This window comes from Mycobacterium basiliense, assembly GCF_900292015.1.
GTDB classification, from domain to species: domain Bacteria; phylum Actinomycetota; class Actinomycetes; order Mycobacteriales; family Mycobacteriaceae; genus Mycobacterium; species Mycobacterium basiliense.
In genome coordinates this window covers 5,497,776-5,510,592 of sequence record NZ_LR130759.1, presented here as the reverse complement: position 1 = coordinate 5,510,592, position 12,817 = coordinate 5,497,776, and the positions used below count along the sequence as shown (strand labels likewise).

Here is a 12,817-nt window from a genome sequence, read left to right as displayed (position 1 = left end):
AAAGTAAGCCTTCGATCTCCCTTTTCCGGGGAAATGCATGGTGCGCTCGGCGTGGTTTGCGATAACAAATCGTGATTGTTATGGTTGCCCGTTTAGCGCCTCGTCAGGCACCGGTGCATCCGATGCCAACGCGTCGAACAATTCCGCGGCCGCACTGTGATTCCAGACCACGACCGAACCGACGTCGCTGCCGGTGAACTCCCCGATTGGGACCGTCATCGCGACGGTGTTGGCGTGTAGCGCCCAACCGAGTCGGGCGAGGTCGAACACGTGGTCGCCGCGATCGACGGTCAGCGCGGCCGCCACCGCGTGCGGTACCGAGTACCAGTGCCAGGGGTTGAGCCAGACCGCCGGGCGCTGGGCGCGGTGTAGCAATGCCGCCATGAACTGCCGTTGGTTGACCATTCGATCCAGATCTGCCCGGGGGGTGGCCCGAGACCTGACATAGCCCAGCGCGCTCGGGCCGTTCAGCTGCTGGCAGCCGGCCGGCAGATCGATGCCGGCCAAGGGATCGCTGATCGGCTCGGCGAGGCACATGGTCACTCCGCCGAGTGCGTCGACCAGGTCGGCGAACCCGTTGAATCCGACTTCGGCGTAATGGTCCATCCGCAACCCGGTGGCTCGCTCAACCGTCTGGGTCAGCAAGGGGGCGCCGCCGATGGCGAATGCGGCATTGATCTTGTCGCGGCCGTGACCGGGGATCGGCACATACGAGTCGCGCGGTATCGACACCATGGTGGTCGGCGTGCTGGACCCGAACCCCGGCACGTGCACCAGCAGTATTGTGTCGGTCCGCCCGGAGCCGACGTCGCCGCCGGTGGCAAGGTCCTGCTGCTGCTCGGCGGTCATGCCCTGACGACTGTCTGAGCCGACCAGCAGCCAGTTCGTGCCCCGCCCGGTCATCGGCCGATCGGGGTAGTCGTTCAATACGGGCTCGCGTCGCAGTGCGGTGTCCAGCCACAGTGTCCCGCCCAGCACGCCGGCGCTTGCCAGCAACACCATGAGCAGCAGACTCAGCGCCGCTATCCGGCCCCAGCGGCGTTTGGCCTTGTTGCGCCGTGCCTGCGGTGCCACCGGACGCGGGGGCGGCCCGGACGGAGAGGGGCCGCGCCGCCGTGGCGGATCGCTGGCGCCCGCGGGCCGGTGAGCTTCGGGTGGCTGGGCTCTTACGCGATGCTGCGGCGACGCAGCGCGGTCGGCCGCCCGCGGCAATGGCTGGCTTTCACGGCGGATCACCTGGGATGGTTCGGGCCGCGACGGCTGCGCTGGTGGCGCGATCGGCCGCTGCGGCCTGCCAGATGCTGGAGGCTCCGCGGATCGATCGCCATTCACCCGGACAACCTACGTGGGTTGATCCGTCAATGCAGCCGGCCGACGGCGTGATTGTCACCTAGCGGGCGCGCAGCCCGTTGACGAACGGGCAACCCAGCAACACCCGGATTGCCTGGCTTAGCCCGGTCATGTCATCCACCGGTCGGTGGAAGGGCAATCGGATGTCGCGATCGCCGGCGTTGCTTTCCACCCGAAATCGCACACCGTAGCGATCCAGGCCTAGTGGGCGGACCTGTCCGCGGCGCAGCTGCGCCGGCAGCCTGGACACCAATCGGGCGACGACATCTTCATGGGCGCTGGTCAGATGCCATAGCAAGGTGGATTCGATTTCACAGAACGGATCGGGTCGAGCGGCAAGCAGATCGATGACGCTGACCGGCTCGGCGCCGGTGGAGTCGGTCACCACCACAGACTCGATCTGCAGCCGCAGCAGGGTGTACCGGCTCTCCGTCTCGTCTGCGGGACCTGATTGCGGAGTCTCGACTTGCAGCAAGACCGGATCCGGGTTGGCGGCGGCTATCTCGTCGAGCATTGCGGTCACGGCTGCTGGCCGCACCTGGTGAAGTGGGCCACGGACCCATACCAGGGAACGGACGGGTTCGCGGACGGGCAATGGGGCGTAGTCGGTTAGCTCCAGGAGTGCGTGTGATCCGCCGTTAACCGCGCGACCGTGTTCGGTGGGAACCGCCACGGCGAAGGATCCGTCGTGCAACAGGTGGTGTACGGCCGTGGCCACCGGTTCTTTTCGGTCCACCGCGAGGAGAGCTCCTCCGGCCCGTGCGCACGCGCTGCGGATACGCTCGGCAGTCGTCGGCGTCGAGCTGGTGAGCGGCATCACGATCAAGACCCTCCTACATAAATTAGGCAAGGCTAAGTTAACTCAGTTGGGGGTGCGCCGCAAGGACCGGGGACGCCCGGTGCGCCGTTAGTGTTGTCACCGTGGTCCGCATCGCCTATCTCGGTCCCGAGGGGACATTCACCGAGGCCGCGCTGATCCAGATCGTGGCCGACGGACTGGTTCCCGACCACGATCCGGGCGCCGCGCAACGGCTGTCGGTGGAGAGCGCCCCTGCCGCGCTGGATGCCGTGCGGGACGGTAGCGCGGATTTTGCCTGCGTACCCATCGAGAACTCGATCGACGGGTCGTTGGCGCCCACCTTGGACAGCCTGGCCATCGGTTCACCGCTGCAGGTGTTCGCCGAGACGACGCTCGATGTGGCCTTCAGCATCGTGGTTCGCCCGGGCCGCAGCGCCGCGGACGTGCGTACGCTGGCGGCCTTTCCGGTGGCCGCTGCGCAGGTGCGGAGCTGGCTGACGGCGCATCTTCCCGAAACCGAGCTGTGCCCCGCGTATTCCAATGCCGACGCCGCGCGCCAGGTGGCCGATGGTCAGGTGGACGCGGCCGTGACCTCGCCGCTGGCCGCACAGCACTGGGCACTGGAATCGCTGGCCGATGGTGTCGTCGACGAATCCAGCGCGCGCACCCGATTTCTCCTCATCGGCCCGCCGGGGCGGCCACCGGCTCGTACCGGGGCTGATCGCACCTCGGCGGTACTGCGCATCGCTAACATGCCCGGCGCCCTCGTCCAAGCGCTGACCGAGTTCGGTATGCGTGGCATCGATCTCACGCGGATCGAATCCCGACCCACCCGCACCGGACTGGGCACCTACATGTTTTTCGTGGACTGCCTCGGTCACATTGACGATGACGCCGTCGCCGAGGCACTCAAGGCGTTGCGCCGTCGTTGTGCTGATGTGCGGTATCTGGGTTCCTGGCCGACGGGGCAGGCGGACGGTGTGCATCCACACCCACCGGACGAGGCATCGATCTGGCTGGCGCGGCTGCGCGGAGGCAAACAGGAGTCGGGACGATGAGTGGTCGGTTGGTGTTGGTACGACATGGCCAGTCCCTTGGCAACGTCGAGCACCGGTTGGATACGCTCCCGCCCGGAACGGAGTTGACGCAGTTGGGCCGGACCCAGGCCCAAGCCTTCGCGCGCAGCGGGGGTAGTCGCCCCGCCATGGTGGCGCACTCGGTGGCCACTCGGGCGTCGCAAACCGCCGCGGTGATCGCCGCGGAAATCGGCGTGTTGACCCACGAGGTTGCCGGCATCCACGAGGTCCAGGTTGGCGAGCTGGAAAACCGCAACGACGAAGAGGCCGTAGCGGAATTCAATGCGATCTACCATCGATGGCATCGTGGTGAGCTGGACATCGCGCTGCCGGGTGGGGAGACTGCCAGCGAGGTGCTGGACCGCTACGTACCGGTGCTTACCGACCTGCGGATGCGCTACCTGGACAACGACGACTGGGACACCGACATCGTCGTGGTGAGCCACGGAGCGGCGATCCGGCTCGCTTCGGCGGTGCTGGCTGGAGTGGACGGTAACTTCGCGCTGGACAACCACCTCGACAATGCCGAATCGGTGGTGTTGACCCCGATCACCGACGGTCGATGGAGTTGTGTCCGGTGGGGAACCAGGACGCCGCCTTTCTATCCGGAAGCCGAACCCACCATCTCCGACACCATGGCATCGAGCAAGGACCCCATGGGCTGACTGTCACCCAGCCAGGGTGACGGCGTCCTGGCCGCATGCGCAGCCAACGGCCGCGCAATCGATGACGAACGCGTGCGGGATCAGCTCGGGGCTTGCGCAGTCGGGTTCGGTACATTCCGACCGGCCGAAAAGTGGGCCTTCCGAATGGCGAATGATGGTGCCGTGGCAGTGATCCAAGCCTGCCCGGCAGTCGCGGCAGCCGGTGCTCATAGCTCCGTTCATAGCACCACCCTCGGACGAATTCGGGATGCCGCGCCCGACGCGGGCGTCGGGCGTTGCTGACGTTCACGTCAGGCCCAACCCAACTGCTCTAGTCGATCGTCGTCGATCCCGAAGTGATGGGCGATTTCATGGATCACCGTGATCGCTACCTGGGCGACCACCTCATCGGCGGATGCGCAGATCTCCAACAATGCATCGCGGTAGATGGTGATGGTGTCGGGCAGGGCGCCGGCGTAGTCCGAGTCGCGCTCGGTCAGCGCCACCCCCTCGTACAGCCCGAGTAGGTCGGCCTCGAGGGGATGGCGATCGGCGACCAGGACAACCACGTTGTCCATGGCGGCCGCCAGTCTGGGCGGGATCAGGTCCAGCGCGTCGGAAACCAGTTCGTCGAACCGCTGCGGGTCCATCCCGACGGCCACGGTGCCGGCCCGAACTAGCCGGCCGGCGCGGGCTCGGCGGGCGCTCCGGCGTCCGGCGCCTGGCCGGGCGGTGGCGCACCGCCATCCGCTGGCGGCGGCTGATCCTGCGCCGGCGCCTGGGTGGTCGGGGACGCAGGTGCTTGAGATGCCGGTGAAGCGGGTGCGCGGGACGGCGTCACCACCGGCTGTTGGTTGGGAAGGTGCTGGTTACCGGGCGGGGTCGTCGGGCCCGATTGCACCGGAGCGGCGGGCTGGGTGGTGGGCACCTGAACGGGGATCGGTGGCAGGCTGAGCCGTTCCTCGGGAATGTCGGGGGGCGGAACCGGTGGTTGCCCGTTGATCAGCAACTGCCCTTTGGCGCTGTTGACCAATGTTGCCCAGCCGCCATTGCCCAGGGTGGCACCGATGCTGCACGCCACCTCGCGGCTTCCCGCCGACCAGCTCGGCAGCGACAACGTCGGGTAGATCAGGGTCAGCGTGGTGGTGCGCAGCTTGATGGGCGCCAGATAGGCGTCGGTCATCCGGGTGCAGGCGTCCTTGATGAACGTGTCCTGCTCGGGTTCGGGCGGCAGGGCATCAGGGAACTTCTCGGCGAGGTTGACCGTGCCGGTGACCTCCATCGCGTGCGGCGCGGCGCAGTCGACGGGTACGTCGATCGGTTGGTTAGTGGTCGAATCGATGCCCAAACAGGTACCGGCCGGCCATACCTTGGACTGGTTGATCTCGGCGACCTTGCCCTTGAAGGCGGTCTGCTGATTGTTCGGCCCGGGTAGCTGCAGACCGCACAACATGCGGCGCTCGCCCGCCTGCCGCCACGCACGGTCGCCGGACCAGAGCATGCTGATGGTGAATTTGCTGTTGGGATCGAACTTGGTGCCCAGGTATCGGCGTACCGCGGCCTCGCACTGCTCCTGACTGATCTGTTGGATACGTGCCGGCGACGGGGGAGCCGCATCGGGTCCGTACTCCGATCCGGGGAAGGTCCGCATGTCGATGGACTCGGCGACCTCGAACCGGTGCTCTTCGGCACAGCTGACGATGGTGGCCGACTCCGGTGAGGCATTCGGCCAGGTGAGGCAGTCGCCGCTGGTGGCGCGGTTAAAAGCGGCGTTGTTCTTAGCGCCGGTGCTGGGCACCGGGTTGTTGCCGAAGTAGCCAGCCAGCCGGCCCGGCCCGGTGGCCACCGTGGGAATGGCTGTGACCAGGCCGGCGATCAGCAGGCCGCCCAGCGCGGTGAGGAGCAGCGACCGCCGGGTCGCCGACGCTTGGAGGGCGCGTGGCCAGCGAAACCCGGCCGGTGGCTGCTCCGCTTCGACGGGGGCTGCTTCGGCGGGTTCGCTGTCCGGTGAGAGTTCCTTCTCGGGCGCGTCCAACATCCGTTCCATTCTGACAGGGCCATAAAGCGCGCGTGACCAATGTTGCATATGTGAGATCTGAGCCGTACGTCCGGCGATCTGCCGTGAACCGGCCGTGCCGTGAAAAGTAGTCTTGCGGCCGTGATCGACCTGAAGCTGCTCCGGGACGACCCCGACGCCGTACGCCGTTCCCAACTGAGCCGTGGTGAAGACCCGGCGCTGGTTGACGCATTGCTAGCCGCCGACACCGAACGTCGCGCCGCGATCTCGACCGCGGACTCGCTGCGCGCCGAGCAGAAAGCCGCCAGCAAGAGCGTGGGCGGCGCGTCGCCCGAGGAGCGCCCGGCGCTTCTCCAGCGCGCGAAGGATCTCGCCGAGCGGGTCAAGACCGCCGAGGCGGGCCAGGCCGACGCCGAAGCGGCATTCAGCGCCGCGCACATGGCGATTCCGAACGTGATCATTGACGGCGTCCCGGCCGGTGGGGAGGACGACTACGCCGTGCTCGACGTCGTCGGAGAGCCATCGACCTTTGATAGCCCGAAAGACCATCTCGAACTCGGGGAGTCGCTGGGTCTGATCGACATGACGCGCGGCGCAAAGGTATCCGGTTCTCGGTTCTACTTCTTGACCGGCCGGGGCGCGCTATTGCAGCTGGGCCTGCTGCAGCTGGCCTTGCGGCTGGCCGTGGACAACGGCTTCATCCCGATGATCCCGCCGGTATTGGTGCGCCCCGAGGTGATGGCCGGCACCGGATTTTTGGGCGCCCATGCCGACGAGGTCTACCGGCTCGAGGCCGACGACCTCTACCTAGTGGGCACTTCCGAGGTTCCATTGGCCGGCTATCACGCCGACGAGATCCTGGATTTGTCCGACGGGCCGCTGCGCTATGCGGGCTGGTCCTCATGTTTCCGGCGCGAGGCGGGCAGCTACGGGAAGGACACCCGCGGCATCATCCGGGTGCATCAGTTCGACAAGGTGGAAGGGTTCGTCTACTGCACGCCCGCCGACGCCGAAGCCGAACACCAGCGGCTGCTGGGATGGCAACGCGAGATGCTGGCGCGGATCGAAGTGCCGTATCGAGTGATCGATGTGGCCGCGGGGGATCTCGGTTCCTCGGCGGCCCGCAAATTCGACTGCGAGGCGTGGGTTCCCACCCAGCAGACCTACCGCGAGCTGACATCGACGTCGAACTGCACCACCTTCCAGGCCCGCCGGCTGGCGACGCGCTACCGCGATGCCAAGGGCAAACCGCAGATCGCGGCGACGCTCAACGGCACCCTGGGCACCACTCGATGGCTGGTATCGATTCTGGAAAACCACCAACAGCCCGACGGCAGTGTGCGCGTTCCCGCGGCCTTGGTGCCTTTCGTGGGCACCGAGGTGCTTGAGCCCGGGGCCTAGACGCCCACCCTGTCGCCGGCCTGTTCGTGCCGGTGTTGACGTTCGATGGTGGCGAAGTAGAAGGCAAACGCGAAGGCGAAGCTGGTGAACAGACTGCTGACGAAGTACAGCCAGGGGCGCCGCAGGCCACGCCGGTAGCCGTCGGTGATGCTGAACAATGGCAGCAGAATCACGTTCGCGATCGTGTAGTCCTGGCTGGCAGAGCTTGCGGCCGGGTTGGTGAACATCAACCGGATGTAGTCCGCCCAGCTGCCGGGTCCCCAGATCGGGTTGGCCGATCCGTGCGCGTATTGCTGCACGAAATGAATGTTGAAATACCAGCCCAGCGCGATGGACGCGATGCCGACCGCGTAGTAGGTGCACTCCAGCGGTGAGAACCACGATCCGCCGGCCGGCTTGGCATAGACACCGGGGTTGGACTTGACGATCCAACCAATGACGGCGAGGCCAAGAATTGCGTGAGCGAGAAGCGAGACCATGGCCGCAGTTTTACTCGGTCCCAAAGTTTTGTCAATAATGACATAACGATCCTCTGCGGTAGTTTACTGCCATGGTGAGGCCAGCACAGACGGCGCGCAGCGAACGCACCCGAGAGGCGCTGCGGCAGGCCGCGCTGGTGCGGTTTTTGGCTCAGGGTGTGGAGGACACCTCCGCGGAGCAGATCGCCTCGGATGCCGGGGTATCGCTGCGCACCTTCTATCGGCATTTCCGGTCCAAGCATGACCTGCTGTTTGCTGACTACACCGGCTTGAACTGGTTCCGCGCTGCGCTGGCGGCCAGACCGGCCGACGAACCCATCATCGACTCCGTGCAGTCGGCGATCTTCGCATTTCCCTATGACGTTGAGGCCGTAACGAAAATCGCCGCGCTAAGGGGTGATGAGCTTGACCCGGGTCGCATCGTCCGACACATCCAGGAAGTTCAAGCCGACTTTGCCAGTGCGATCGCCGCCCAGCTGCAATGTCGTAGCTGCGCCGCGGGCCAGCCGCGCGATGCCCGGCTGCGGATCGCGGTGACCGCGCGCTGTATCGCGGCGGCAATCTTCGGGGCGATGGAGGTGTGGATGCTCGGCGAGGATCGCTCGCTCGGCGAGTTGGCGAGGGTCTGTCACGTGGCGCTGGAATCGCTGCGGGTCGGTCTCGCCGACTCCGGGACGGCGCATCCAGTTTCGTCATAATTGACAAAACTTCGGGTCCGTGCCAGCCTCCAATCCTGGAGGTCAGGACATGTCGGAATATGACGCCATAGTCATCGGCGCAGGTCACAACGGATTAACCGCGGCGGTGCTGCTGCAGCGAGCCGGGCTTCGCACCGTGTGCCTGGACGCCAAGCTCTACGCCGGCGGCATGGCCTCGACCGTGGAGCTATTCGACGGCTACAAGTTCGAGATCGCCGGCTCGGTGCAGTTCCCGACGTCCGCGGTGGTCATCCGCGAGCTTGGTCTGGATACCTTGCCGACGGTCGACCTGGACGTGATGGCGGTCGCATTGCGTGGTGTCGGTGACGATCCACTGGTCCAATACACCGACCCGGTCAAGATGTTTACCCACCTCAACGAGGTGCACGGGGCAGATGCGGTCACCGGGATGGCCGGCCTGTTGGCCTGGAGTCAGGCGCCCACACGAGCGCTGGGCCGCTTCGAGGCGGACACGCTGCCGAAGACCTTCGACGAGATGTACGCGTGCGCCACCAACGAATTCGAGCGCTCTGCGATCGACGACATGCTGTTTGGCTCGGTAACCGACGTGCTGGATCGCTACTTCCCGGACCGCGAGAAGCACGCAGCGGTACGCGGTTCGATGACCGTGCTAGCCGTCAATACCATCTACCGGGGACCGGCCACGCCCGGCAGCGCGGCCGCGCTCGCCTTCGGCCTCGGCATCCCCGACGGGGATTTCGTCCAAATGAAGAAGTTGCGCGGCGGCATCGGAGCGCTCACCGCTCACCTATGCCAACTGCTGGAGAGCCACGGTGGCGAGGTGCGGTTGCGATCCAAGGTGACCGAGATTCTGGTCGACAACGGTGCGGCCCAGGGCCGGGTGAGTGGTGTGCGCACCGAGTCGGGGGACACCCTGCACGCGCCGATCGTCGTGTCCGCTATCGCGCCTGACGTCACACTCAACCAGCTGGTCGACCCCGCGCTATTACCCACCGATGTCCGTGACCGCTATGCGCGTATCGACCACCGCGGCAGCTACTTACAGATGCATTTCGCCCTGCAGGAGGCACCGGCGTTTGCGGCACCCTATGAGGCGCTCAACGATCCGAGCATGCAGGCGTCCATTGGCCTGTTTTGCACACCGGAGGACGTGCAGCAGCAATGGGAGGATTGTCGGCACGGCATTGTGCCGGCCGACCCAACCGTGGTGCTGCAAATTCCCTCGGTGCACGATCCCGACCTGGCCCCCCCGGGCAAGCACGCCGCGTCGGCGTTCGCGATGTGGTTCCCCATCGAAGGCGGTCACGAGGACGGTGCCTACGGGGCGGCCAAGGTCGAAATGGGGCAACGCGTGATCGACAAGATCACTCGATTGGCACCCAACTTTGAACGCAGCATCATCCGGCATACCACCTTCACCCCACGGCACATGGGTGTGATGTTCGGTGCGCCGGGCGGCGACTATTGCCACGGGCTGCTGCACCCGGACCAGATCGGTCAGAATCGTCCGGGCCCGAAAGGCTTTATCGGCCAGCCGATCCCGATCGCCGGACTGTACCTGGGTAGCGCAGGATGTCACGGCGGACCGGGAATCACGTTCATTCCCGGCTTTAACGCCGGTCGCGCCGCACTGGCTGATCTCTAGGGTTTCGGGCTAAACGTCAGCTGCGTTCGCTCAGCAGGTCGTCCAGCAACGCGGTGAAGTCGTCCGGACGCTCCGGCGTGAAAGCTGGTTGCCATCGAGCCCCTGGTATGTCCAGAGTGATCAACGTCGACTTAAGGGGTCGGTAGACGTCCATCGGCAGCCAACGACGTAGATCCGAACTGCCCCAAATCCGGAATCGCTGTGTGAGCAGGCCCAGTGGTTCGGACTTGTAGCCACCGATAGCGTTGAGCGGAATAACCTTGGCCGTGCCCGAAGGAAAGTGATACCGGCGCAACGTTAGTGCCTGGCTGTCCAATTGGACCACACCATCGTCGTAAAAGCGCATCATTGCCGTGAACTCCGTAGCTGGTGACCACGGGTGGTGAGGCACCGGCCGTCATCCAGACGCCACTGCCACCCATGCAAGTTGCAAGTCAACGTATTGCCCTCCACCACACCAAATTTCGATAGGTCGGCTTTGAGGTGAGGGCAACGCCGCTGAATCTCCCAGCCGTCCATCGTGATCGAGGCGGATTCGTCGTGAGTTTCGGCGAACCAACCGTCGGCATAGGCGATCCGCTCGGCAGTGAGACATTTGAAAAATGTGTACAGATACTCGTTGTAGCCGCCAACGCGCCAAGCGCGAAACCGGGTGGACAGGAATATGGTATTGACCCAGTCCGGTTCGCCGTCGCGCAACACGGTACGCACAAGCGCGGGCTCGATCTCGAAACCGTAGCGTACCTTCTCATCGGGAATACGCTCCCGCACTGTGCGTTTCGGAAAATCCAACACCACCGTCTCGGGGCCCAGGACCAGCTCCACCGGGTACCCGATGCCGTCACAGATCTCGTCGCTCTGCATCATGATCGGCTCGAACAATGCGCGCAGCGGTGCCAGCAGCGCCTCGCCGGAATCGGGGGCCCAGCGCGCCCGCTCCGCTGCGAGTACGGGCGCCATCCGCTTTGCGTAGTCGGCGATGTACTCTGCTTTGCCGGTGGTGAAGATGGTCTCGACCTGATCGACGGGCAGCGGGTGGTCAAGCGAATTCAGCTCCGAGCCAGTGAAATTCGCGATCGACCCGGGGATCATGAGCAGGCCACGATCGTGGCCGTGGGTGCGCATTTGGTCCAGGAAGACCACCTGGTCAGGGAAAATGTTGGCTGGATCGCTGCCGTCGTCGTTGAGGTGACGCAGCTCGGGGTCCAAAAAGCAGGGCGGACCGGCCGACGGCACTACCCAGGTCGCCCCGACCTGCGCGATGTATTGGCGGGCGCGGTCCATCTGCCGCTGGCGCTTTTGGCTGCCGAATGCCGACTTGGCGCGCGCCGGCATGTCGTACACCATCGGGTACCAGATCGCGCCGGAGTACTGCAGCATATGCACGTCGATCTCGCCGAACTCCAGCGCAAGTACGTCCAAATCGACCGGGCGGGCGTCGTTCATGTTGAAAACGGTTGTCTCGTCATCCGAAACCACTAGCGCCGAGTCGCCGATCGGCCCGTCGGCCGGGGCTCGCAGCGCAATGATCATGATGTCGAGCTCGCCCTTGGGCCCACTTACCCGCTGTTTGACCGAGTCAGTGGTTTCGATGAACCGGTTAAACCCCAGCTCTTGCAACGCATTTTGCAAGTCGGGCACCGGAAAGTCCGGGAGCAGGACCACCGCATTTTTGTTGACATGCGCTCGCAGGTTTTCCGCGTCGTAGTGATCCCTATGCAGGTGCGAGATGTAGAGATAGTCACAGTCTCCAATGGTGGCCCAGTCCAGCGAGCTGTTGTCCGGAAACGGGAACCAGGACGCGAAGTATGCCGGATTGACCCAGGGGTCGCACAGAATGCTGCCTGACTGGGTTTGGATCAGAAAGCCGGCGTGACCGACGCTTGTGATCTGCACAAATACCTTCCCGGAACACCTGTTGTGCACCCTTACGCATCGCAAAACGCAGCATCGAGCTTAGCTTGCGTCGGCATCGTCGTACTGCCACAGCCGTTGGTAGTAGTCCAACCGCAGCGGGTCCGGGGCGACCCCGTAGGCGGCGAAGAACTCCGTCTCCCAGACCCGGCCGGGATAATTCCAACGCAAAGACAGCGTTGCCACCGCCAGGTCGGCCCATCGGTCGGCCACACCCAGCGCGCCGAAATCGACATGTCCACAGCAGTGGCCGTCCTCGTCGATCAGCGTGTTGGGGGAACACGCGTCGCCATGACAAACCACCTGCCGATCCACCGGTGGCGGGGCGCCGAGCTCGGCCCGGCGGGCCGGGGACAGGACCGCTAGCCGGCCGGCCGCCGACCAGTCGAAGGGACACGTCGACGCCGGCAGGGTGTCGTGCACGGCGCGCAAGCCCGCCGCAATCGCCCGAACGGCCACCTCCGGTGTGGCCGCCCAGCGTGGATGGACCGCCGATAGGCCGTTGAGGCCCGCGGTACGCAGCCACGCCCAGTCGCCGTCGACGCCGAAATCCAAGACCTTCGGCACGGTGATGTATTGGATTGCCCAGCGCAAGCGGCGCGCCTCATCGGCGAAGTCGAAGGTGCCCGGCCGGGCCACCTTGATGAACTCGGTGCCCGAGCCCACCCGGAAGGTGACACCGCCCAGCTCATTGGTCCAGATCGCGCGCACGGCCCGTCCGGCGGCAAGCCGGCGGACAACCGCGGGCACGGTGGGCGGGGACGCCGGATAAGTCAACGAACACCTCTTCTCCCCACTTCGGGTGGATGGCG

14 protein-coding genes are annotated in these 12,817 nt (G+C 65.4%); 5 read left to right on the top strand and 9 right to left on the bottom strand.

What is annotated here, in order from left to right:
- Positions 1 to 78 precede the first annotated feature (78 nt).
- Both MB901379_RS23430 and MB901379_RS23425 read right to left on the bottom strand, forming a co-directional pair.
- The gene (locus MB901379_RS23430) at positions 79 to 1,332 is read right to left on the bottom strand and encodes an LCP family protein (protein WP_408632321.1); all 1,254 of its coding nucleotides are present in this window, start codon (positions 1,330 to 1,332) and stop codon (positions 79 to 81) included.
- Between the two features lie 58 nt (positions 1,333 to 1,390).
- Positions 1,391 to 2,170, bottom strand: coding sequence for a DUF2470 domain-containing protein (locus MB901379_RS23425; RefSeq protein ID WP_158019406.1), 780 nt, complete (start codon positions 2,168 to 2,170; stop codon positions 1,391 to 1,393).
- Between the two features lie 101 nt (positions 2,171 to 2,271).
- On the opposite strand from MB901379_RS23425, the gene pheA reads away from it, so the two are divergent.
- The gene (gene pheA, locus MB901379_RS23420; protein WP_158018770.1) at positions 2,272 to 3,207 is read left to right on the top strand and encodes a prephenate dehydratase; all 936 of its coding nucleotides are present in this window, start codon (positions 2,272 to 2,274) and stop codon (positions 3,205 to 3,207) included.
- Positions 3,204 to 3,890, top strand: a complete 687-nt coding sequence (locus MB901379_RS23415; RefSeq protein ID WP_158018769.1) for a histidine phosphatase family protein — start codon at positions 3,204 to 3,206, stop codon at positions 3,888 to 3,890. Before pheA ends, MB901379_RS23415 begins: the two co-directional genes overlap by 4 nt.
- 3 nt (positions 3,891 to 3,893) lie before the next feature.
- Here the strand turns inward: MB901379_RS23415 and MB901379_RS23410 are convergent, their stop codons facing one another.
- The 3 genes from MB901379_RS23410 to MB901379_RS23400 all read right to left on the bottom strand — a co-directional run bounded on the left by MB901379_RS23410 (position 3,894) and on the right by MB901379_RS23400 (position 5,907).
- Entirely contained in the window at positions 3,894 to 4,100 is a 207-nt protein-coding gene (locus tag MB901379_RS23410; RefSeq protein ID WP_158019405.1) for a hypothetical protein, read from the bottom strand.
- 80 nt (positions 4,101 to 4,180) lie between these two features.
- Complete coding sequence (locus tag MB901379_RS23405) at positions 4,181 to 4,531, bottom strand: metallopeptidase family protein (RefSeq protein ID WP_158018768.1); 351 nt, start codon at positions 4,529 to 4,531, stop codon at positions 4,181 to 4,183.
- 14 nt (positions 4,532 to 4,545) lie between these two features.
- A complete protein-coding gene (locus MB901379_RS23400) occupies positions 4,546 to 5,907 on the bottom strand; it encodes a septum formation family protein (RefSeq protein WP_158018767.1) in 1,362 nt (453 codons plus the stop codon).
- A 120-nt stretch (positions 5,908 to 6,027) separates the two neighbouring features.
- Here MB901379_RS23400 and serS point away from each other — a divergent pair, with 120 nt between their 5' ends.
- Positions 6,028 to 7,287: a serine--tRNA ligase gene (serS, locus tag MB901379_RS23395; protein WP_158018766.1), complete on the top strand. Its 1,260-nt coding sequence runs from the start codon at positions 6,028 to 6,030 to the stop codon at positions 7,285 to 7,287.
- Here the strand turns inward: serS and MB901379_RS23390 are convergent.
- Positions 7,284 to 7,766 carry a DUF2834 domain-containing protein gene (locus MB901379_RS23390; protein ID WP_158018765.1) on the bottom strand — a complete coding sequence of 161 codons (483 nt, stop codon included), beginning with the start codon at positions 7,764 to 7,766 and terminating at the stop codon, positions 7,284 to 7,286. The two genes, serS and MB901379_RS23390, sit on opposite strands and share 4 nt — an antisense overlap.
- A 71-nt stretch (positions 7,767 to 7,837) precedes the next feature.
- Here MB901379_RS23390 and MB901379_RS23385 point away from each other — a divergent pair, with 71 nt between their 5' ends.
- Entirely contained in the window at positions 7,838 to 8,464 is a 627-nt protein-coding gene (locus tag MB901379_RS23385; RefSeq protein ID WP_158018764.1) for a TetR/AcrR family transcriptional regulator, read from the top strand.
- 49 nt (positions 8,465 to 8,513) lie between these two features.
- Positions 8,514 to 10,091, top strand: coding sequence for a phytoene desaturase family protein (locus MB901379_RS23380; protein ID WP_158018763.1), 1,578 nt, complete (start codon positions 8,514 to 8,516; stop codon positions 10,089 to 10,091).
- A 16-nt stretch (positions 10,092 to 10,107) separates the two neighbouring features.
- On the opposite strand, the gene MB901379_RS23375 is transcribed toward MB901379_RS23380, so the two are convergent.
- Genes MB901379_RS23375 through MB901379_RS23365 form a run of 3 tightly spaced genes read right to left on the bottom strand, consistent with a single transcriptional unit; the run spans position 10,108 to position 12,782 of the window.
- Positions 10,108 to 10,440 (bottom strand): hypothetical protein, encoded by a 333-nt coding sequence (locus MB901379_RS23375; protein WP_158018762.1) that lies wholly within the window; start codon positions 10,438 to 10,440, stop codon positions 10,108 to 10,110.
- Complete coding sequence (locus MB901379_RS23370) at positions 10,437 to 11,987, bottom strand: MBL fold metallo-hydrolase (protein ID WP_158018761.1); 1,551 nt, start codon at positions 11,985 to 11,987, stop codon at positions 10,437 to 10,439. Before MB901379_RS23370 ends, MB901379_RS23375 begins: the two co-directional genes overlap by 4 nt.
- Positions 11,988 to 12,047: 60 nt before the next feature.
- The gene (locus MB901379_RS23365) at positions 12,048 to 12,782 is read right to left on the bottom strand and encodes a phosphotransferase (RefSeq protein WP_158018760.1); all 735 of its coding nucleotides are present in this window, start codon (positions 12,780 to 12,782) and stop codon (positions 12,048 to 12,050) included.
- Positions 12,783 to 12,817 lie beyond the last annotated feature (35 nt).